This window comes from Achromobacter xylosoxidans A8 (assembly GCF_000165835.1).
In the GTDB taxonomy this organism is placed as follows: Bacteria; Pseudomonadota; Gammaproteobacteria; order Burkholderiales; family Burkholderiaceae_B; genus Achromobacter; species Achromobacter xylosoxidans_B.
Window position 1 is genome coordinate 54,412 of the sequence record NC_014642.1, and the last position, 20,387, is coordinate 74,798.

The 20,387-nt window shown below is 64.9% G+C and carries 18 protein-coding genes; 9 read left to right on the forward strand and 9 right to left on the reverse strand.

Annotated features, from left to right (window positions below):
- Nucleotide 1: 1 nt before the first annotated feature.
- The 5 genes from AXYL_RS33085 to AXYL_RS33105 form a co-directional block, all read right to left on the reverse strand.
- Nucleotides 2-871 carry an enoyl-CoA hydratase/isomerase family protein gene (locus AXYL_RS33085; protein ID WP_013397167.1) on the reverse strand — a complete coding sequence of 290 codons (870 nt, stop codon included), beginning with the start codon at nucleotides 869-871 and terminating at the stop codon, nucleotides 2-4.
- Between the two features lie 17 nt (nucleotides 872-888).
- Nucleotides 889-2,046, reverse strand: a complete 1,158-nt coding sequence (locus AXYL_RS33090) for an acyl-CoA dehydrogenase family protein (protein ID WP_013397168.1) — start codon at nucleotides 2,044-2,046, stop codon at nucleotides 889-891.
- A gap of 23 nt (nucleotides 2,047-2,069) precedes the next feature.
- On the reverse strand, nucleotides 2,070-3,683 hold the full coding sequence (locus tag AXYL_RS33095; RefSeq protein ID WP_013397169.1) for an acyl-CoA carboxylase subunit beta: 1,614 nt from the start codon (nucleotides 3,681-3,683) through the stop codon (nucleotides 2,070-2,072).
- The gene (locus tag AXYL_RS33100; RefSeq protein WP_013397170.1) at nucleotides 3,680-5,803 is read right to left on the reverse strand and encodes an acetate--CoA ligase family protein; all 2,124 of its coding nucleotides are present in this window, start codon (nucleotides 5,801-5,803) and stop codon (nucleotides 3,680-3,682) included. The genes AXYL_RS33095 and AXYL_RS33100 overlap by 4 nt, the downstream gene beginning before the upstream one ends.
- A gap of 153 nt (nucleotides 5,804-5,956) precedes the next feature.
- On the reverse strand, nucleotides 5,957-6,694 hold the full coding sequence (locus AXYL_RS33105; RefSeq protein WP_013397171.1) for an IclR family transcriptional regulator: 738 nt from the start codon (nucleotides 6,692-6,694) through the stop codon (nucleotides 5,957-5,959).
- A gap of 118 nt (nucleotides 6,695-6,812) precedes the next feature.
- Between AXYL_RS33105 and AXYL_RS33110 the strand changes: the two genes are divergently transcribed.
- From AXYL_RS33110 to AXYL_RS33130, 5 genes are read left to right on the forward strand one after another with little or no spacing between them, the layout of a single operon-like run.
- Complete coding sequence (locus AXYL_RS33110; RefSeq protein ID WP_013397172.1) at nucleotides 6,813-7,190, forward strand: Zn-ribbon domain-containing OB-fold protein; 378 nt, start codon at nucleotides 6,813-6,815, stop codon at nucleotides 7,188-7,190.
- A complete protein-coding gene (locus tag AXYL_RS33115) occupies nucleotides 7,187-8,344 on the forward strand; it encodes a thiolase (protein WP_013397173.1) in 1,158 nt (385 codons plus the stop codon). Before AXYL_RS33110 ends, AXYL_RS33115 begins: the two co-directional genes overlap by 4 nt.
- 11 nt (nucleotides 8,345-8,355) lie before the next feature.
- Nucleotides 8,356-9,552: an acyl-CoA dehydrogenase family protein gene (locus AXYL_RS33120; RefSeq protein ID WP_013397174.1), complete on the forward strand. Its 1,197-nt coding sequence runs from the start codon at nucleotides 8,356-8,358 to the stop codon at nucleotides 9,550-9,552.
- Between the two features lie 11 nt (nucleotides 9,553-9,563).
- Entirely contained in the window at nucleotides 9,564-10,676 is a 1,113-nt protein-coding gene (locus AXYL_RS33125) for an acyl-CoA dehydrogenase family protein (RefSeq protein WP_013397175.1), read from the forward strand.
- A gap of 4 nt (nucleotides 10,677-10,680) precedes the next feature.
- Nucleotides 10,681-11,655 (forward strand): NAD(P)H-dependent flavin oxidoreductase, encoded by a 975-nt coding sequence (locus tag AXYL_RS33130; protein ID WP_013397176.1) that lies wholly within the window; start codon nucleotides 10,681-10,683, stop codon nucleotides 11,653-11,655.
- Nucleotides 11,656-11,734: 79 nt separating this feature from the next.
- Here the strand turns inward: AXYL_RS33130 and AXYL_RS33135 are convergent, their stop codons facing one another.
- Complete coding sequence (locus tag AXYL_RS33135; RefSeq protein ID WP_013397177.1) at nucleotides 11,735-12,745, reverse strand: Bug family tripartite tricarboxylate transporter substrate binding protein; 1,011 nt, start codon at nucleotides 12,743-12,745, stop codon at nucleotides 11,735-11,737.
- 245 nt (nucleotides 12,746-12,990) lie between these two features.
- On the opposite strand from AXYL_RS33135, the gene AXYL_RS33140 reads away from it, so the two are divergent.
- On the forward strand, nucleotides 12,991-14,208 hold the full coding sequence (locus AXYL_RS33140) for a CaiB/BaiF CoA transferase family protein (RefSeq protein WP_013397178.1): 1,218 nt from the start codon (nucleotides 12,991-12,993) through the stop codon (nucleotides 14,206-14,208).
- 974 nt (nucleotides 14,209-15,182) lie between these two features.
- Nucleotides 15,183-15,449, forward strand: coding sequence for an SDR family oxidoreductase (locus tag AXYL_RS35380; protein ID WP_085947907.1), 267 nt, complete (start codon nucleotides 15,183-15,185; stop codon nucleotides 15,447-15,449).
- Nucleotides 15,450-15,585: 136 nt separating this feature from the next.
- On the opposite strand, the gene AXYL_RS33150 is transcribed toward AXYL_RS35380, so the two are convergent.
- The 3 genes from AXYL_RS33150 to AXYL_RS33160 form a co-directional block, all read right to left on the reverse strand.
- The gene (locus tag AXYL_RS33150) at nucleotides 15,586-16,782 is read right to left on the reverse strand and encodes an MFS transporter (protein WP_013397182.1); all 1,197 of its coding nucleotides are present in this window, start codon (nucleotides 16,780-16,782) and stop codon (nucleotides 15,586-15,588) included.
- Between the two features lie 21 nt (nucleotides 16,783-16,803).
- Nucleotides 16,804-17,667: an NAD(P)-dependent oxidoreductase gene (locus tag AXYL_RS33155; RefSeq protein ID WP_013397183.1), complete on the reverse strand. Its 864-nt coding sequence runs from the start codon at nucleotides 17,665-17,667 to the stop codon at nucleotides 16,804-16,806.
- A gap of 117 nt (nucleotides 17,668-17,784) precedes the next feature.
- Entirely contained in the window at nucleotides 17,785-18,366 is a 582-nt protein-coding gene (locus AXYL_RS33160; RefSeq protein WP_013397184.1) for a TetR/AcrR family transcriptional regulator, read from the reverse strand.
- Nucleotides 18,367-18,483: 117 nt separating this feature from the next.
- On the opposite strand from AXYL_RS33160, the gene AXYL_RS33165 reads away from it, so the two are divergent.
- Complete coding sequence (locus tag AXYL_RS33165; protein WP_013397185.1) at nucleotides 18,484-19,443, forward strand: 2-hydroxyacid dehydrogenase; 960 nt, start codon at nucleotides 18,484-18,486, stop codon at nucleotides 19,441-19,443.
- A gap of 17 nt (nucleotides 19,444-19,460) precedes the next feature.
- Nucleotides 19,461-20,270: a hypothetical protein gene (locus AXYL_RS34165; RefSeq protein WP_013397186.1), complete on the forward strand. Its 810-nt coding sequence runs from the start codon at nucleotides 19,461-19,463 to the stop codon at nucleotides 20,268-20,270.
- Nucleotides 20,271-20,387 lie beyond the last annotated feature (117 nt).

Consider the following 20,387-nt stretch of genomic DNA (forward strand, 5'->3'; position numbering starts at 1 on the left):
TTCAGGCGAGATGCGCGGAAGAGGAGGGGGGTACGCCATGCGCGGCGCGCACCGATGCGGCGTCGAACTGCACACGCCAGGCGGGCGCGCGCTTTTCGCGGAAGGCCAGCGTGCCTTCGCCGCCTTCGTCGCGCAGGCAGCGCGCGAACATCCGGGCGGCGTCGTCGAGCAGCCCGGCGTTGGGCTCCTGGCCGCAGCGCCGGGTCAACAGCTTGAAGGCGCGGTTGGCGTTCGGCGCGCAGCGGCCGATGCGGCTCAGCCAGTCGGCCTGCAAGGCGTCCAGCGCCGCGCCGTCGGGCGCGAGGTCGTCGACCAGGCCGATGCGCAATGCCGGCGCGCCGCTGATACGCTCGCCGCTCAGGCCCAGGCGCCGCGTGGCCGCCGCGCCCAGGCGGGCGGCCACGGCGGGCGCGATCTGCGCGGCGATCACGCCCAGCGTGGTTTCCGACAGCGAGAAGCGCGCGTCCTCCGTGGCTAGCACGATATCGGCGGCGCAGGCCAGGCCCATGCCGCCGCCCATGGCGGCGCCTTCTACCACGGCCAGCACCGGCACCGGCAACGCCACGAAGCGCTCCATGAAGGCGCCGAACTTGCGGTTGCGCGCCGCGATGGGGTCCTGGCCCGCGTCCTCGGCCTGCAAAATCTCGCGAAAGCCGCCGATATTGCCGCCAGCGCAGAACATGCCGCTCGCGCCGCGCAGGGCCAGCGCGCGTACGCTGGCGTCGTCCTCAATCATCGAAAATACGCGGTTCAGCTCGTCGAGCATCTCCGTGCCCAGCGCGTTGCGCGTCGCGGGCCGGTTCAGGGTGGCGAAGACCACGCCGTCGGCGCGGCGCACGACCAGCGATTCAAAACCTTCCATTGTTTCCATGGCGTATCGGTCCCGGATCAAGAGCGGCTCATCAGGCCCATCTGCTTGGCGATGACCTGCATCATCACTTCGTCGGCGCCGCCGCCGATCGAACCCAGGCGGAAGTCGCGGTAGGCGCGCGAAACAAAGTTGTCCCAGGTGTAGCCCATCCCGCCCTGGAACTGCATGCACCAATCGGCGATCTCGCGGGACAGCCGGCCGGCCTTGAGCTTCGCCATCGAGGCGAGCTCCACGACGTCGCCGCCGTTGATATAGGTCTGGGTCGCCATATAGACCAGGCCGCGCAGCGCTTCCAGCTCGGTCTTGAGCTCGGCGAGCTTGAACTGGATGAACTGGTTGTCCAGCAAAGGCTTGCCGAAGGCGACGCGCTGGCGCAGGTAGTCGGCGGTTTCCTCGATGAGCTGGACGGCGGCGAGTCGGCGGGCGGCCGCCCCCAGGCGCTCTTCCTGGAACTGCTTCATCTGGTAGATGAAGCCCATGCCTTCTTCGCCGATACGGTTGCGTACCGGCACCCGCACCTCGTCGAAGAAGATCTGGGCCGTGTCGGAGCACCACATGCCGAATTTCTTGATCTTCTGCACTTCCACGCCCTTGACGCGCTTGCCGCCTTCTCGCAGCGGCACGATGATCATGGACTTGTTCTTGTGCGTCTGGCCTTCGGAGGTGTTGCACAGCAGGCAGATCCAGTCGGCCTGCGTGCCGTTGGTGATCCACATCTTGGAGCCGGAAATGACATAGTCGTCGCCGTCGCGGCGGGCGCGCGTCTTGAGCGACGCCACGTCCGAACCTGCACCTTGCTCCGACACGCCGATAGACACCACCACGTCGCCCGCGATGGCCGGCGCAAGAAACTCCCGCTTGAGCGCGTCGGAGCCGAACGTGGCCAGCGCGGGCGTGGCCATGTCGGTCTGCACGCCGGCGCCCATGCTCACGCCTTGCGCGCGCACATAGCCCATGGCTTCGCCGGCCGCCACGCCATAGGAGAAGTCCAGCCCCATGCCGCCGTACTCGGTCGGCTTGGTGATGCCGAGAAAGCCCAGGTCCCCCATCTTCTTGAACAGTTCATGCGCCGGGAAAATCTCGGCCGCCTCCCATTCATCCGCGAACGGATCCACCTCGCTGGTGAGAAAACGGCGGATGCTTTGCATGATGCTGCGATGATCTTCGGTATACATAGTCGTACTCGCGTATGAAGGGGTTAGAAGCGGGCCACGCCGAACTGCACGGGATGCACGACGCGATCCCGGCCTTCGCGGATGGTGGCAAGCACAAAGGCCAACACTGCGCGCGTGTCGCGCGGGTCGATGATGCCGTCGTCCAGCATCAGGCCGCTGGTGATGAAGGCGCTGGACTGGCTTTCGAAATTTGCGATGATTTCTGCTTTCTGTGCGGCGAGCTGAGCCTCGTCCACCGGCTTGCCGCGGCGCTCGGCCTGTTTGCGGGCGACGATCTCCATGGTCATCGCGGCCTGCTCGCCGCCCATGACGGCGGTGCGCGCGTTGGGCCACGAAAAACTGAAGCGCGGCCGGAACGACTGCCCGCACATCCCGTAGTTGCCGGCGCCGAACGAGGCGCCGCAATACAGCGTGATATGCGGTACGGAAGAGTTCGACAAGGCCTGGATCATCTTCGATCCATGCTTGATCATGCCTGCTTCCTCGGACATTCTGCCCACGATAAAGCCCGTCGTGTTCTGCATGAACAGGATCGGCGTCTGCGACTGATTGCACAGCTGGATGAACTGGGCCGCCTTGGTGGCGCCGTTCGGGTCGATGGGGCCGTTGTTGGTGATGATGCCGATGGCCATGCCGTCGATGCGCGCGTGCCCGCAAAGTGTGGCCGGGCCATAGTCGGGCTTGAACGGCAGCCAGGCCGATTCGTCCACGATGCGGGCGATGATCTCGCGCATGTCCACGGGCGTCTTGACGTCCAGCGGCATCACGCCGGCCAGCTCGTCGGCGTCCAGCGCGGGCGCCGGCCCGCCCTGATGAGGCTGGGGAGCCGCCCATCCGAGGGCGTCGACCACGTCGCGCGCGATCGCGATCGCATGGGCGTCGTCCTCGCCCACGTACTCGGCCAGGCCGCTGACGATCGAATGCATGTCGGCGCCGCCCAGATCCTCTTCGTTGGCGATCTCGCCGGTGGCGGCCTTCAGCAGCGGCGGCCCCGCCAGGAAGGCGCGGGCGCGCTGGCGCACCATCACGACGTAATCCGACAGCCCGGGCATGTAGGCGCCGCCCGCCGTCGAGGAGCCGTGCACCACGGTGATGACCGGCATGCCGGCGGCCGACAGCCGCGCCAGGTTGAAGAACAGGCTGCCTCCGCGGATGAACCGTTCCACCCGGTAGGCGCGCAGATTCGCGCCGGCCGATTCGACCAAATGGATGAACGGCAGGCGATTGGCCAGCGCGATGTCCTGCGCCCGCAGCAGCTTCTTGCTGCCGGCATCCACGTAGGCGCCGGCGTTGATGGCGGAATCGGACGCCGCGATCATGCAGCGCACCCCGCTGACGAAACCGATGCCCGTGATCTGGCCGCCGCCCGGCACGCTGCTGTCCGGGGCCTCGCCCTCGGCGCAATACCCGGCCATATTGCCGAGCTCCAGGAAGGCGGTGCCGGGGTCGATTAGGCGCGCCAGGCGTTCGCGCGGCAGCAGTTGACCGCGCTTGTCGAAAGTGGGCTTGGCCTTGGCCGAGGTGTCGCGGGTTCTGCGTTCCAGACTGCGCAGGCGCTCCACCAGCGACAGCATGCCGCTACGCTGGTCGCCGTAGGCGCGAAACGCGGTGTCGATACGGGATTCGATGGGAGTCATTTTGCGGTCTTCTCGGTGGTCAACAACAAGGCGTCGAGTGCGACGGCCCCCTGGCCTTCGGCCTTGATCAGCAACGGATTGATTTCGATATCGGTCAGCCCGGGCCCGCAGGCCAGCGCCGCCCGTGACACCGCGGCGATCGCACGCGCCGCGGCTTGCACGTCTGCCTTGGGCCGACCGCGAAAGCCCTGCAACAAGGCGGCGCCGCGCAGCTCCTGCAACATGTCGAGCGCGATGGTTTCGTCCACCGGCAGCAGGCGGTGCGCCACGTCCTGGAAGATCTCGGTCATGATGCCGCCCAGCCCGACGGTCATGGCCAGACCGAACACTGGATCGCGCGTCACGCCCACGATCAGCTCGCCCACGCCGCTTTCCATCGGCTGCACCAGCAGTCCGCGCAACTCGGCCTGCGGCGCGGCGGCCCTGGCCGCCTCCTCGATCCCGCGCGCCGCAGCCTGCGCGTCCTCGGGCCTGATGTTCAGCCGCACGCCGCCGACCTCGGTCTTGTGCGCAACGTCGGGGCTGAGAATCTTCATGGCGGACAGGCCGCCCATGCGCCGCGCGATGGCCTCAGCTTGTTCGGGGCTGGCGGCGACCTCCGCGGCGCCGACCGGCACGCCGAACTGCGCCAGCCACTGCTTGACCTCATATTCGTCGCCGCGCGCCGGCGGCGGGGCGGCGGGGCGGGGCGCCGCCATTGCGGCCTGTCGCAGTTCGTGCCAGTACTCGGCCCGCTCGGCGTTGCCGGCGCGCCGCACCACGCTGCCCAGGGCTTCGCAGGCGCGCGCCGCGTCGGGAAACACGGCGATGCCGGCCTGCTCCAGCCGCTGGTGGGTCTCCGGCTGGCCCGAGGTGGCGATCATCACCACCAGGCAAGAGCTGCCCGTCGCGACTTCGATCAGTTCCGGGGCGATGCGCTCGAACAGCGAGCCGGTGGCGAACACCAGCAGCACGTCGGCCAGGTCGCTGTCGAGCAGCGTCTGGAGGATTTCGGTCGCCAGCCGCGGCTTGCTGAACAGCTGGCCGGTCATGTCGACGGGATTGCAGACCATGGCGATGCCGGGGACGATGTCCAACAGCCGGTCTTGGCCGGCCTGCGGCAGGACGGGCAGTTCCAGCCCCTCGGCGCTCAGCAGGTCGGCCGTCAAGGCGCCCATGGCGCCGGAGATCGACGCCACCATCACCTTGCGTCCCACGCGCTTGCCTTCCAGGAAGCGGGACAGGTAGGCCAGGTCGGTCAGGTGCACGGTATGGCGCGCCTGCATGACGCCCAACTGCGAGAAGGCGGCGCGATAGATCGCCCGGTTGCCGGCCAGCGCCGCCGTATGCGATTCGGTCACCTGCGAGCCGCGTTCGCTTTCGCCGGCCTTGAGCAGGATCAGCGGCTTGTTGGCCTGGCGCAGCCGGGTGGCGGCGGCGATGAATTTCGGGCCGTCTCGCAGACCCTCGACGTAGCCGGCGATGGCCTTGGTGGCGGTATCTGACGCCAGATAGTCGAGGTAATCCGCATAGTCCACGCAGGCTTCGTTGCCGGTGTTGATGAAATGGCGGAAGCGCATGTTCATCATCCAGCCCATGACATACAGGTCGGCACACATGCTGCCGCTCTGAGTCACCAGGCTCAGCGTTCCCGTCTGCTCGTCGGGCGGAAACGCGCGGAAGGTCGGGACGAACGAAGTGATGGCCCGGGTTTGCAGATTGGCCAGGCCCATGCAGTTCGGGCCGATCACCTGCATGCCGGTGCGACGGCAGAATTCGACCAGCTCGTTCTGTCGTTGCACGCCCGCGCCTCCGACTTCCGCGAAGCCCGCCGCGTAGACGACGGCAGCCCCGATCCTGCGGGCATGGCAGCGTTCCAGCATGGGCAGCACGTCCTCGGCCGCGAGCGCGAGCACGGCCACGTCGGGCGCCGCGGGCAGCGATTCCACGTCGGCATAGCAGCGAAAGCCGGCCAGCTCCGGATACTTCGGATTGACCGGATAAACCTGTCCCTTGAATCCCAGTCGCGCCAGATGGTCCAGGGCGATGCCGCCGATGCGATTGGGATCGCTGGAGGCGCCGATGATGGCGATCGAGCCGGGGTCCAGCGCGGCCGAAAGCTGATGTACCGTTTCCGACATGCAAACGTCTCCGAATGTTCTCGTTATGGATGGAACGATTTCAGAAGAAAGCCGCTTCATCCGCAACGAAGACCGGGACGTTTGTCCAGATTATGGACCAAGTGCTCGTGCCGCCGCTTGCCGCAAGGCCCGGCGGCGGACTCAAAATGCCATTCAGTCGCCGATTTCCTCGATCAGCAGGGCGCCGATCTCATGGCGTCGAGCCATCAGCATGCGCGCGCGCGGCGCGAACACGCTGATGGCGGCCTGACCGGGCGCAACCTCGAAGGCACGGCCGACGCCGGCCACGCCTTCTCCGGCGGCGACCGAGTAGCCGATGCGGCGCGTGCGCTCCACACCCGTCATCAGCCGGCTCAGGCTGAGGTTATGAGCCGTGTACTGCGCCTGGTGCCGTTCATGATGCTGGCGGATCTCGTCGTCGCCCATCATGGCCAGCAGCGACAGGCTGCCTACGCCCAGCCCCAGCAGCCGCGTCGCGCCCACCAGGTTCTGCAAGGCGATGCTGCGCGCCGGGACGTGTTCGTGGTGGATGTTGTAGCTGTAGTCGCCGATACGCACGATCAGGAACACGCCTTCGTCGGCGCGTCGGGCGATGCGGCGCATCGTGTTGGTGAACTGCGTGACCAGCGGCGGGCGCGACATGGTGCGCATGCCCAGCAGCATGGCCGCCGAACCTAGCCGGTACGCATGCGTCTTGGGGTCCTGTTCCACGTAATGCATGTGCATCAGGAACGTAAGCATGCGGTGAACGGTGGGCCGGCTGAGCCCGGCCGCCTGCACGATCTGCCGCATGGCCAGGCCGTGGTCATGATGGCGGGCCAGCAGCGAAAGCAGGCCGAAAGCGCGTTCCAGACTTTGCACGCCGCCCGGCGATGGCACCACGGGTAGCATCGGGAATCCTCCTCGGTAGTGGGCGTCTTGACCACATTATGGTCAATTTGTGCGTTCTTATTGTTTGATGACGGGTCGGTCTATGAAATAGCGGCCATCGTATCACTAGGAATCGACGATGAGCCAGACGAATCTGGAGCGCGAGTTTTCCGAGTTTCTCGCGCAGGGCCGCTTCATGCTTCAGCGCTCGCGCGGCAGCGGCGACTATGTGTTTTTTCCGCGCGCGATCGCGCCGTCCAGCGGGCTGGCGGATCTGGAATGGGTGGCGGCCAGCGGCCGGGGAACGGTCCATGCCACGACGGTGGTGCGCGCTCGCCCGCCCCAGCAGCCTTACAACGTCGCGCTGGTCGAACTGGAAGAGGGGCCGAGGCTGATGACCCGGGTCGAGGGCGTCGCGCCCGAAGCGGTGCGCATCGGCATGCCCGTGCGGGCGAGGATTTCGAACGACGGCGACCGGCCGTTGCTGGTGTTTGACGTGGCGTCGGAGCAGGCATGATGACGGATCGATTCCCGCGCGGCCAGGCCGCGATCGTCGCGGCGGCGACGCATGGTATGGGCAAGGCGCCCGGCTTCAGCTCCCTGGACCTGGCCGCGATGGCCGGCGCCAAGGCCCTGGCCCAGGTGGGACTGGCGCCCAAAGACGTGGACGGACTGTTCGTGGCCTTGCCCGACGATTTCATGTCGGGGCTGGGGCTGGCCGAGTACTACGGCATCTCGCCGCGGATCACCGAGAACAACCGCACCGGCGGCTCCGCCTTTATGACGCACGCTATGTGGGCCGCCCTGGCGCTGGCCACGGGGCAGTGCAGCGTCGCCCTCATCGCCTATGGCAGCAACCAGCGCAGCGCGGCCGGCAGCCTGATCAAGTCCATGCGCGAAAGCCCGTACGAAACGCCGTACCGCTTGCCGCGGCCGGTGGGCGCCTACGCGCTGGCGGCATCGCGCTATTGCCACGAATACGGGCTACGGCGAGAGCAGTTGGGCGAAGTCGCGCTGGCCGCGCGCGGCTGGGCCCGCCTGAACCCGGACGCCTACGCGCGCGAGCCGTTGACAATGGACGACTATCTGGCCTCGCGCATGGTGGCCGACCCCTTGAGCGTGCGGGACTGCTGCCTGGTCACCGACGGCGCGGCCGCGATCGTGATGGTGAGCGCCGAGCGCGCCCGCGACCTGGCGCGACAGCCGGTCTATCTGCTGGGCGCGGCCGCCGCCACCGAGCACCGCGAGATCACCCAGATGCCGGACCTGACCCGCACCGCGGCCCGTCTGTCGGGCCCGCGCGCGCTGGCCCAGGCCGGCGTCGGCGTCGCCGACATCGACGTGGTTCAGCTGTACGACGCCTTCACCATCAATACCCTGCTGTTTCTCGAAGACCTTGGCTTTTGCGACAAGGGCGAGGCCGGCAGCTTTGTCGAGGGCGGGCGCATCGCCCCGGGCGGGGAACTGCCCGTCAACACGAACGGCGGCGGTCTGTCCTGCGTGCACCCGGGTATGTACGGCCTGTTCGCCATCGTGGAGGCCGTCGAGCAGTTGATGGGGCGTGCTGGCCAGCGCCAGGTGGCCGGCGCCAGGCTGGCGCTGGCCCACGGCAATGGCGGCGAGTTGTCCAGCCAGGCAACCGTGGTGCTTGGCATGCAAGACGTTCTATAAGGAGATTTCCCGTGGACCTTCGATTTACCGAAGCTGAATTGGCGTTCCGTGCAGAAGTGCAGGCCTTCGTCCGCGAAGCGCTGCTGCCGGCGACCCGAGACAAGGTGCTGGGCCACCGGCGCCTGCACCGCGAAGATTACGTGCAATGGCACCGCATCCTGCACCGCCAGGGCTGGGGCGCGCCGGCCTGGCCGGCCGAATTCGGCGGAACCGGCTGGAACCCGCTGCAACGCATGATCTTCGAGATCGAGTGCTACCGCGCCGGCGCGCCGCGGCTGGTGCCCTTCGGCCTGTCCATGATTGGCCCCGTGCTGATCAAGTTCGCCAGTCCCGAAATGCAGCAGCGCTTCCTGCCGCGGATTCCTTCGATGGAGGACTTCTGGTGCCAGGGCTATTCCGAGCCCGGTTCGGGTTCGGACCTGGCGTCGCTCAAGACGCGCGCGGTCAGGCAGGGCGACCATTACGTCGTGGACGGGCAGAAAACCTGGACCACCATGGCGCACTACGCCGACTGGATGTTCTGCCTGGTGCGCACCGATCCCGAGGCCAAGGCGCAGGAGGGCATATCGCTGCTGCTGATCGACATGAAATCCCCGGGCATAACGGTGCGCCCCATCGTGACCCTGGACGGCGCGCGCGAAGTCAACGAAGTCTGGCTCGAAGGCGTGCGGGTGCCGGCCGCCAACCTGGTTGGCCAGGAGAACAAAGGCTGGACCTACGCCAAATACCTGCTGGGCCATGAGCGCACCGGCATCGCGGGCATCGGCACTTGCCACCGCGAACTCACGGTCCTGAAATCGCTGGCGGCGAAAGCGCCTTGCGCTGACGGCGGCGTCATGCTGGACGAGCCACGTATGCGTGACAAGATCGCCCGCATTGAGATGGAAGTCATGGCGCTCGAGATGCTGATGCTGCGCGTGGCCACCGAGAACGGCAGCCGCGGGCCCGGTCCCGAGGCATCCATACTCAAGATCCGCGGCTCCGAAATCCAGCAGGATCTGGTCGCGTTGCAGATGGAGCTGGCCGGGCCGCAGGCCTGGCCGTTTGACCCCGCCTGGCTCGAAGCTGGCGGCGAGCCCTCCATCGACGCGCCAGCCTGGGCGGCGCCCTGCACGGGCGCCTACATGGATATGCGCAAGACGTCGATCTTCGGAGGAACGACCGAAGTGCAGAAGAACATCATCGCCAAGATGATTCTTGGATTCTGAGGAGCATAGGCATGGATTTTGAGCTCACTGACGAGCAGCGCATGCTGGCTGACAGCTTGCGGCGTTATCTGCAAGAACAATACACCTTCGAAAGGCGCCGGCGCATCGCGCGTGAAGGCGGGGGCTTCGACCGCGCCGCCTGGAGCGCGCTGGCCGACATGGGAGTCCTGGGGCTGGGCATCGACGGGGAATACGGCGGCTTCGGCGAAGGGCCGGCCAGCCTGGCCGTGGTGCAGCATGAATTGGGACGTGCGCTGGTGCTGGAGCCGGTGACCGCCTGCGCGGTCATGGCGGCAGCGGTAATCGGGCGCCATGCCAGCGCCGCGCAGAAGGCGCGCCTGCTGCCGGCCATCGCACAGGGCAGTTGCATCGTGACGCCAGCCTGGCTGGAGCAGGGCGGCCAGGCGCAGACGCGTGCCCACCGCAGCGCCGAAGGCTATGTGCTGTCGGGCCGCAAAACCCTGGTCTGGCATGGCGGCCAAGCCGACGCGCTGCTGGTCACCGTCATCGTGGAACAGGACGACGAGCCCTCGATGTTCCTGGTCGAGCGCGCGGCCGCGGGCGTGACCACCAACGCCTACGCCACGCTCGATGGCATGAGCGCCGCGGACCTGATCCTGGACAATGTGGCGGTGCCGTTCGATAGCCGCATCGGCGACGAGGGCGCGGGCCGCGAGGCGCTGCAGGACGGACTGGATTACGGCGTGGCGGCGTTGTGCGCCGAAGCCGCCGGCGCCATGGAACGGCTGATCGAGATCACCGCCGAATACCTGCGCACGCGGCAACAGTTCGGCCGTCCGCTGGGCGCGTTCCAGGCCCTGCAACACCGCATGGCGGACATGGTGATGCAGAAGGAACTGGCCATTTCCATGGCCTATGTCGCCGCGCAGGCGCTGGGAGAGGACGATGCGGCCGGACGCGACCGCAAGCTGGCCGCCGCCAAGTTCATGATGGCCAAGGCGGCCCAGTTCGTGGGCCGGGAGGCAGTGCAGTTGCACGGTGGAATGGGGATGACGGACGAACTGATGGTGGGGGACTACTTCAAGCGCCTCACCTCGCTGACCGTCTTGTTGGGCAACGGCGACCATCATCTGGCGCGCTACGCGGCATTGCTCGAGGCCTGACACCATGAAAACACGCATCACCGAGCTGCTGGGCATCCGTTATCCCATCGTTCAGGGCGGCATGCAGTGGGTGGGCAAGGCGGAACTCGCGGCGGCGGTTTCCAACGCAGGCGGGCTGGGCATACTTACCGCGCTGACGCAGCCCACGCCCGACGAGCTGGCGCGCGAAATCTCGCGCACCCGGCGCATGACCGCGCAGGCATTCGGTGTCAACCTCACCATCCTGCCGACAATCAATCCGCCGCCTTACGCGGATTATCTCCAGGCCATCATCGACAGCGACGTCAAAATCGTGGAGACCGCCGGCAACACCCCGGCGGAGTTCATCGAGCTGATGAAACGCCACGACATCGCCATCGTCCACAAATGCACCTCGATACGCCACGCCCTGTCGGCCCAGCGCAACGGCGTGGACGCGGTCAGCATCGATGGCTTCGAGTGCGCGGGGCATCCCGGCGAAGACGACGTGCCGGGGCTGGTGCTGATTCCGCTGGCGGTCAAGGCGCTGAGCATTCCCGTGATCGCCTCCGGCGGGATCGCCGATGGCCGGGGCATGGCCGCGGCGCTCGCGCTGGGCGCAGAAGGCATCAACATGGGCACGCGCTTTCTCGTCACGCGCGAAGCGCCCGTGCACGAGAACATCAAGTCCGCCCTGGTCGGCGCCACCGAGCGCGACACTCGCCTGATGTTCCGCACACTGCGGAATTCGTCGCGCGTGCTGCGCAATGCCGTCTCCGAAGCAGTGCTGGCCACCGAACGCCGTCCCGGCGGCTGCAGCTTCTCCGACATCCGCCACCTGGTGGCCGGCGCGCGCGGGCGCGAAGCGCTGGCCGGCGGCGAAGTTGACGCAGGCGTGATATCGGCCGGCCTGGTTGTCGGCCTGATCGACGACGTGCCCAGCTGCGCTGAGCTGATCGAACGCATGGTGAAGGAATGTCGCGGCCACCTCGAACGGGCCGCGCGCCTGGCGGGCGCCTGACAGGCGAGCAGGGCAGGGCAGGAAAGCGAAAAAAAGCGGCATGGGCCCATGGGCCCATGCCGCTTTTTTGTCGAATCGTTTAATCGACCTTGATGTTCTTTTCGCGGATGACCTTGGTAAAGGTGTCAATGTCATGCTGCATCATCACCGTCAATGCCTCTGGCGTGCTGGAGTTCAGCATAATGCCGTAATCGGCCATCCTGCTGTTCATGCCCGGCTCAGCCAATATCTGCTTGAGGCTCTGGTTGACCTTCTGCACCACCGCCGGCGGCGTCTTGGCCGGCAGCATCATGCCGAACCAGCTCATGGGCTCGAATCCCTTGTAGCCGGACTCCCCGAAGGTCGGCGTGTCGGGCAACTGGCGGGCGCGGGTGGGGCCGTTGACGGCCAGCGGGATCAGCTTGCCGGCCGTCACATGCGACACCGAGCCGGGCACAGAAATGATGAGCGTCTGGACATGTCCTCCGATCGCCTGGGTGATCGCGGGTGCTTCGCCCTTATAGGGAACGTGAATCAACTTGATGCCGGCGGCATCCTGGAACAGTTCCATCAGCAAATGCCCCGTCGAGCCGGTGCCGAACGAGGCATAGCTGTACTTGCCAGGCTCCGCCTTGGCCATGGCCACAAAGTCGGCCAGATTCTTGACCGGTGTGCCGGGAGCGGCGGCGAACAGGAACGGTATCGTCCCCACTAGCGAAACCGGCTCGAAACTCTTGATCGGATCGAACGCGGCTTTGTCGCCGAACAATCCGGGCACCAGCATCAACGCGTTCGTGCCCATCAGCATGGTATAGCCATCCGGAGCCGCCCGGGCCACCGACTCGGCTGCAATCGTGCCCGACGCGCCGGGCTTGTTTTCTACCACTACGGACTGCTGCCAGAGCTTGCTGAGATGTTCCGCGATCTGGCGGGTCATGGCGTCGGACGCGCCGCCGGCGGCGTAGGGGGTGACGATCTTGACGGGGCGCTGCGGGAACTCCTGAGCGCTGGTGGCGCCCGCTTGTGCCGCGCAAGTCAGCAGGGCGATACCGGCCGCGGCCCCTGGCCGTCTTGCGAGACGGCGGATAAAGCTGAGTATGGTCGATGGCATACGAGTGTCTCCGAATATGTTCTGGTGTGAGGCAGAGCGATTTCAGAAGAGACTGGTCGTGCCTACAAGAGGAAAATGAACTTTGACCGCAATGTGGGCAATGCATGGATTTCTGGCGAAAGCCTCTCTCGCAGCGCGGGAATTGCCCATATTGTGGTCGTTTCATCGTCCCCGTTTGAGGGACGTATCAAACTGCTGAAATGATGGTGTTCACTACACCGTTCTTAAAACTAAAGGAGCAGGGGATGAGCGAGATATCAGGCGGCCATGGAAAAGGGCCTTTGGCGGGTTTGCGTGTGCTGGACATAGCCACCATTCTGGCCGCTCCTTCCGCGGCGGCGCTACTGTCGGACTACGGCGCTGAAGTGCTAAAAATCGAACTGCCCGGCGGCGACGGCCTGCGCGAGTTTCCACCGCACAAAAATGGCAAGCCGCTGTGGTGGAAAGTCACCAACCGGAATAAGAAGCTTATCTCGCTGGACCTGCGCAAGCCCGAAGGTCTGGCGCTGTTCAAGCGGCTCCTGCCCCGGTTCGACGTGCTGATAGAGAACTTCCGACCAGGTACGCTCGAGCGCTGGGGCCTGGACCGCGACACCCTTTGGCAACTCCAACCGCGCCTGACCATATTGCGTGTCACCGCGTTCGGCCAGGACGGCCCATATCGCGACCGCCCCGGTTTCGCCCGGGTTTTCGAATCGATGGGTGGCCTGACCTATATCTGTGGCGAGCCAGACGGCCCTCCCATGCATGTCGGTTATCCCCTCGGCGACTCCGTTGGCGGTCTGATGGGCGCCGTCGGCGTACTGGCGGCGCTGTGGAAACGCGCCCGCGACCCCCAGGCCCTCGGCGAGGAAATCGACCTGTCGCTGACCGAGGCCACCCTCAAACTGCTGGAATACCTGCCGATCCGATACGACCAGCTCGGAGAAGTCTGCGAGCGCAGCGGTAACATCAGCCAGTACGCCGCGCCGACCGGTGCATACCGGACCCGCGACCGACACTGGGTATCTTTGTCCGGCAGCACCAACGCACTGTTTGCCGCCAACTGCCGGGCCATAGGCCGGGAAGACCTGATTGCCGACCCGAGATACCAGAGCAACGTCAATCGCTGTGGCTACAAGGACGAACTGAACGCCTTGTTCGGCGAATGGATCGCGAGTCACGACCTGACCCACGTCCTCGCATGCTTCGAGCTCCACAAAGGAACCCTGGTCCCCATCTACTCGGCCAAACAGATCGCCGAAGACGCGCAAATCGCGGCGCGAGGCTTCCTGCGCGAAGTGCCCGACCCCGATCTCGGGCTGGTCAGGGTCCAGGGCGTCGTGCCGCGTTTTCGCAACGATCCCGGCGACATCTACGGCACAGCGGGCCCCATTGGCCATGATAATGACGAAATCTATGGCCAGTGGCTGGGTTTGAGTGCTGCCGATCAGGCAGTGCTGCGAAAGGCGCAGGTAATTTGACGGACAGGGAAGAGGGCCCGTGGCGACGGCCCTATTTCGATGTCACGAGACTAAGTGCCACTCAAGTTCCACTGGTTCCAGGCCCATGACCACAAAGGCGAGATATCTCGCATTCACCGCATGCGATGGGCTTGGGGCGGCGATTCTGGAGGCAGTAGGTCGGTGGATCAGTTCGAGATGCAGGAGCTCGAGAAACTCGTGTTCGTGCAGCGCGCGCGCCTCGTTTCCGCCGAGCACGCGGCACAGAAGAAGGTGGCCAAAGTAAGCGGAGATTGCCCCATTGCATCGCGACGAAGAAAATCAAACGCGCGTTGGAAAAGCTAGGAAGTTTGAAGAGCGTGGGGCAGCAGCTGGCCAACAGTCGCATCTTTTCAGGAACATACGCCCTTGTCATCGTAGAGGGCTCCGGTAAGCGACTAATCCGGCCGATGTGCTATCAATGCAGCCCGGAGGCGATGCCCGAAAATATGATCTGCAGTATGCAGTACCCCGAGACATACAACGCCCGCGGGAACAATCTGGAAGGGTTCTAGGGAAGGACGTTCAGCTTCAAGCACGGGATCATTGTGGCCAGCACATTCAATTAGCACGTCGCCAAGTACGCGCTGGAGGGGGGGGACGAACTCGTCCCCGATGAAAAGAAGGAGGACATCATCCTCGAGTTTTCGCCCTAGCCGGGCAGGAGATGCTTATTGCATGTCTCTGGGAGGAGTGGAAAGGGCCGGAAGGAGCGGCTTCTTTCATTTGTTGTGATCTCGCGAGCTACCCCGGGCAGTGGCCGTGGCGGGCCGCGGTCACTGCAGCGTGCAGATCACGCATGAAAATGTTCACGGCACGTTGAATCCCGACCATAGAGGTTTTGCTGCCTGCTACACAATTCCGGATGATCGGGCGCGTCCCTATTAAGAGCAAAGGCTCGGTGTTTAGGACATGCCCTGCCTGGCCGGCGCATGCAGTGTGCATTGTTCGCCCACATGAGCGCCCTCGATCAGTCGCCCATTCACCGAAGGTGTTCCTTGAACTCTTCCGAGATTCGCAGCCGCGATGTCTTGCCTTCCATCCCCCATCGCCATATCACCTCAATTATTCACTCGCGGGAACGCCTTGCGCAGGTTGGCCCCCAACTCCCAATGAAAAGGCCTGGCACCGCGGCCGAGGTAGCCGACACCGTCATGTGGTTGCTCTCACCCGCGGCCAGCTATGTGGCGGGAACGAACGTGGGCGTGTCGGGCGCACGCTAAGGCGAATCGCCGAGGCCCCCGTGGAGAAACGACGCAAAGACAAATGCATGAGCGTACGTCTCGATGGGAGGGGGAGGAGCGTTCGCGAACGGACGGGCGAGGGGCTTACGGCGGCGTTCGTCCCGCCTGGACCCGCTCAGCTCGCCGCGATTCGATGACCGGTACGGAAGCCATGTGTCCGCGCCGACCACACGACCGTGGTTCCCAGCAAAGCCAACATCACTAGCGCCCACGGTAGGGCAGCGGGCCCAATGTGCTCCAGAAGGACCCCGCCCAAGGCGCCGCCACCTGCCACGGCGAGGTTGAAGACGGTCACTAGCATGGATTGCGCCACGTCGGTGCCGTCGCCGGCCGTATCCGCCAGGGCGGTTTGCAGCAAGGTCGGGGCGCCACCGAAGGTCAGCCCCCAGACGGCAATGCCCAGCAGCACGGCTGCGGGCGAACCGCCCGAAAGCCCCAGTACCAGGGCCGCGACAGCGAATGCCGTCAAACTGAGCAGCGTCAGTGCGCGCAGCCAGCGATCTACCAGCGCGCCGGTGATCCAGATACCCGCGATGGAAGCCACGCCGAACAACAGCAATACAGCATCGACACGATGCCCCAACCCGGCGGATGCAAGGAAGGGAGCGATATAGGTGTAGAGAATGTTGTGCGCCAGTATCCAGGCGAACAACGCCAACAGCACGGGCCGGATGCCCGGCGTCGTGGCGATGCGCCGAAGCGGCAGGCGCTGCCTGGCTGTCTGCCCCTCGAAGTCGGGCACCGCCAGCCGCACCCAGGCGAACAGCAGCAGCGCCACGGCCGACATGATCCAGAACACGCCGCGCCAATCGAACAGCATGCCCAGCCAGGTGCCCAGCGGCACACCGAGGCACAGCGCAATGGGCTGTCCCAATCCTGCCACCGCCAACGCCCGGCCCTGCAAGCGCTGCGGAACTATACGTCGCGCATAACCGGCCACCAGCCCCCACACCACGCCCGCGGCCATGCCTGCAGCAAAGCGCGCGGCCAGGATCAGCTCGTAATGCGTGGAAATGGCTGTGATGGAGTTGAACGCCAACAGCCCTGCGATGGCTGTCAGAAACAGAGGCCGGCGTTTCCAACTTCGCGTGGCGGCGATGACCGGGATGGCGGCCAGTACCGAACCCAAGGCATACAGCGTTACCAATTGGCCCGCCAGGGTTTCAGAAATTTCCAGGCCCGCGCTGATCTGCGGCAGCAGGCCGGCGGGCATCGTTTCGGTCATGATGGCGAGGAAGCCCGCCATCGTGAAAGCCAGCAGTCGCCACACCGGCAAGCGTCCGGCAGACGCGGGGTTTCCATGCAAATTCATGCGTGATGGCTCCATTGCCGCTCAGGCCAGATAGGATGCGGCCATGTCCTTACCGCCGTGCCCGGCCGCCAGGGCGCGCTCAAAGCGATGCAGGCCCGCTTGCGCCGCATCCAGTTGCACGCCGTTTTGCACGGCGGCATGCATGATCAGCCGCGCATCCTTGGCGGCATTGGCAATGGAGAAGCTGGCGGCGTAGTTGTCTGCCAGGATGGCGGCCGCCTTGGCCTGGAAGTAGCCGCTGTCCATCGGGCCGCCCGTGACCGCATCAATTACTAGCGCCGGATCGACGCCCAGCACCCTGGCCAGCGCCAGGCTTTCGGCCAGTCCGTGCGTCAGCGCAAAGGCCCAGTTGTTGAGCACAAGTTTCAGGCGGCTGCTCGCGCCTACCTGCTCCGATACCCACAGGGTGCGTTTGCCGATGGCGTCAAAGACAGGCTGCACGGCATCGCGCTGCGCGATGGGGCCAGACGCCAGGATGACCAGTTGCGCCTGTTCGGCGGGCTGGCGGGTGCCTTGCACAGGCGCGTCGTAGAACACCAATCCGTGCTGTTCGGCCAGCGCGGCCAGAGTATCGATGCCCTCGATGCCCACCGTGCTCAGTTGCGCCCAGATGGCGCCCTTGGCCAACGCCGACGCGGCCGCCTGTATCGCCTCCTGGACGCTCGGGCCGTCCTTGAGCACGGTCACGATGATGTCGGCGCCGCGCACCGCATCGGCCGGGCTATCGAATGCAAGGATGCCATCAGCGGCCAATGCCCGTGCCTTGGCCGGGCTGCGGTTCCAGGCCTGCACGGCGAACCCCCGTTTGTGAAGATTGCGGGCGACAGGCGCGCCGATCAGGCCGGTGCCGAGGACGGCTACGGTGGCTTTGTGGTCAGTGCTCATAGGAACTCCTTAGATGATGGATGAAGAATTCATAATCGGAACAATCGTTCCGTATATGGACAATAAAAACCCGCCGTCCCGGTGCGTAAGTCGCCGAGACGGCGGGATGAGGGCTGACTACAGCGTGTCTAACGCCACGTTGACCACGTCCAGCAGGCACTGGCGACGCAGGTGCGCGGGACTGCCTTTGCTCAACACCCGCAACCCCTGCATGGTGTTGACGAAGGATCGGGCGAGCGCCCGAGCGCTCTTGCCGGCAGCGACTTCGCCCGATTGCTGTCCACGCTGGATCAGCTTCTCCAGCGCCGTCTGCAAGCGTTGGAAATTGTGCGCCACCAACCCGGCCACCGCCTCATCCTGGCCCGCCAGTTCCAAAGAGGCATTCGCCACCAGGCAGCCACGCCGCTGCGGGTCGCCCAGTTCGTCCTCGACGATGCGCATCAGCAATTGTCCGATCAGCACCCTGGGAGAGCCGGGACCGGCCAGCAATTCCACATTGGCGGTGGTCACGGCCTGATAACGGTGCAGCGCCTGTTGATAAAGCCCCTGCTTATTCTCGAACGTGCTGTAAAGGCTGCTGCGCGACAGGCCGGTGCCTTCCACCAGGTCCTGCACGGAGGTCGCGGTGTAGCCACGCTGCCAGAACACCTCCATGGCGGCATCGGCAATCTCGTCAGGTTCAAATGCTTTTGTCCGCATGGCAACTCACTTAAATGGAATGATCGTTCCCGACAGTGTAGGATGCTGTTTATAGAGCGTCAAGAACAAGCCAACCCATGCAGCCATAGCTGGGCGCCATACTTCCGAAGAGAAATCATGCCTTTGTCCAAGCCAACCATCCTGCTCGCCTGCGATTTTTCCGTGCGCTTCAAAACCTTGCTCGGCAAGCAATACAGGGTGCTGGGGCCTCTGCCGCACTCGAATGCCGAGGCCTTGCCCGAAGGCGCAGCAGGCGTGCGTGCACTCGTCACGAAAGGCGGCCTAAAAACGGATCAGGCCTTGATCACGGCTCTTCCCAAACTCGGCATTGTTTCCTTCTTCGGGACGGGGTTCGAAGGCATCGACCTGGAAGCAGCAGCCCAGCGCCAACTGGCCATCACCCACAGCCCCGGCGCGAATGCGTCGAGCGTGGCGGATTTCGCCATGGGGCTGGTGCTCGCTTCCACACGCAAGATTATTTCCGCAGATCGTTTCGTGCGGGAGGGCAACTGGACCGGAAACAGTCTGGTCAGCATACCCGCCGTGCCGGGACTGACGGGCGCGCGGCTCGGCATTTATGGTTTGGGCTCGGTCGGCCGCAAGCTCGCCTTGCGGGCCGCCGCTTTCGAGATGGAGATCGCTTACCACAGCCGTGCCCTCAAGTCCGACGCGCCCTACGTCTATATGGATTGTGTCCAGGCCCTGGCGGAATGGTCGGACGTCCTCGTGGTCGCGGCCAGGGCCGTTCCATTCAATCGTCACATTATCGGCCCTTCTATTCTCTCCGCGCTCGGGCCGGACGGACATGTCGTCAATGTGGCACGCGGTTCGCTGATCGACCCGGAAGCGCTTGCAGATGCGCTGGAACGGGGAACGATTTCGGGCGCCGCGCTCGATGTCTTCGAGAATGAACCGGAGGTGCCCGAACGGCTCCTTCAAGCACCCAACCTTATCCTTTCTCCGCATATCGCCTTCGCGTCCGCCAGCGCGCGGAATGCTCAGGAAGATATGGTGCTCGCCAATCTGGAGGCATTCTTCGCGGCCCGGGAATTGCCAAATCCCATCGACCGCTTCTAACCGTCGCCGGATCGCCGATGCTCTCCTCTCTTATTTCGGATCTTTCCATCGCCCAACCGCTGGCTCGGATGGCGGCGACGGCTTTCGTCGTAGTTGGCGTTGCAATGACGGTCGGCCGGTTTGGGCCGGTCATCGGCGGTGCACTCGCGGGCTTGCCCATCGTTCTAGGGCCAGGCTTTCTCTTCCTGCTGATGCAGGCACCTCCCGGGTTTGCGTCGAATGCCGCGATCTATTCGCTTTTCTCACTTAGCGCGACGCAAATATTTCTCCTCGCGTACATTATCGCTGCCGAACGCGCAGGCCCGCTGGTCTCGTTACTTGGAGCGGTGGCCGCATGGGGCGCGGCCACCGCGCTGTTCCGATTGCTTCCGCCACAAGCGCTGGTCGGCATTGCTCTGTTTGCGGTTGTCACCGCAATCACGCGGAAACGAGGTGCGACGTTCGTTCGCGGGACGATTAAACGCGCTCGGGCAGACAACATCGGCCTACTTCTCCTGCGCGGAATTCTGGCCGGGCTTCTCGTGGCCGGCGTCACTGCGGCGGCAAACCAGCTCGGCGCCACCGCTTCGGGCCTACTACTGGCCTTCCCGATCGGATACACGGTACTTTCCATCACGATCCATGAAGAATTCGGCGCGCAAGCCGCGACCGCGACACTTCACTCAGCCATCTTCGGCACGATCAGTCTGGCCGGGTTCTGCGCCGTGTTGGCAATCGCAATTCCCAATATGCCGGTAGCATGGGCGTTCGTCTTTGCCGTGGCTGTCTCGCTGGTCATTACCGTTGCGCTCATCCTGATCTCCCGTTTCGCACGAAACGCTTCGTGATCGCCAACAGCTTCGCGAAGCAGTAGGGATAAGCATCCAATATTCGAATTGGATCAAAAACGATGGTCCCTAAGCCATCAACGAGAATCGGCGTTCTCGTGTCGTGAAGGAGATGCC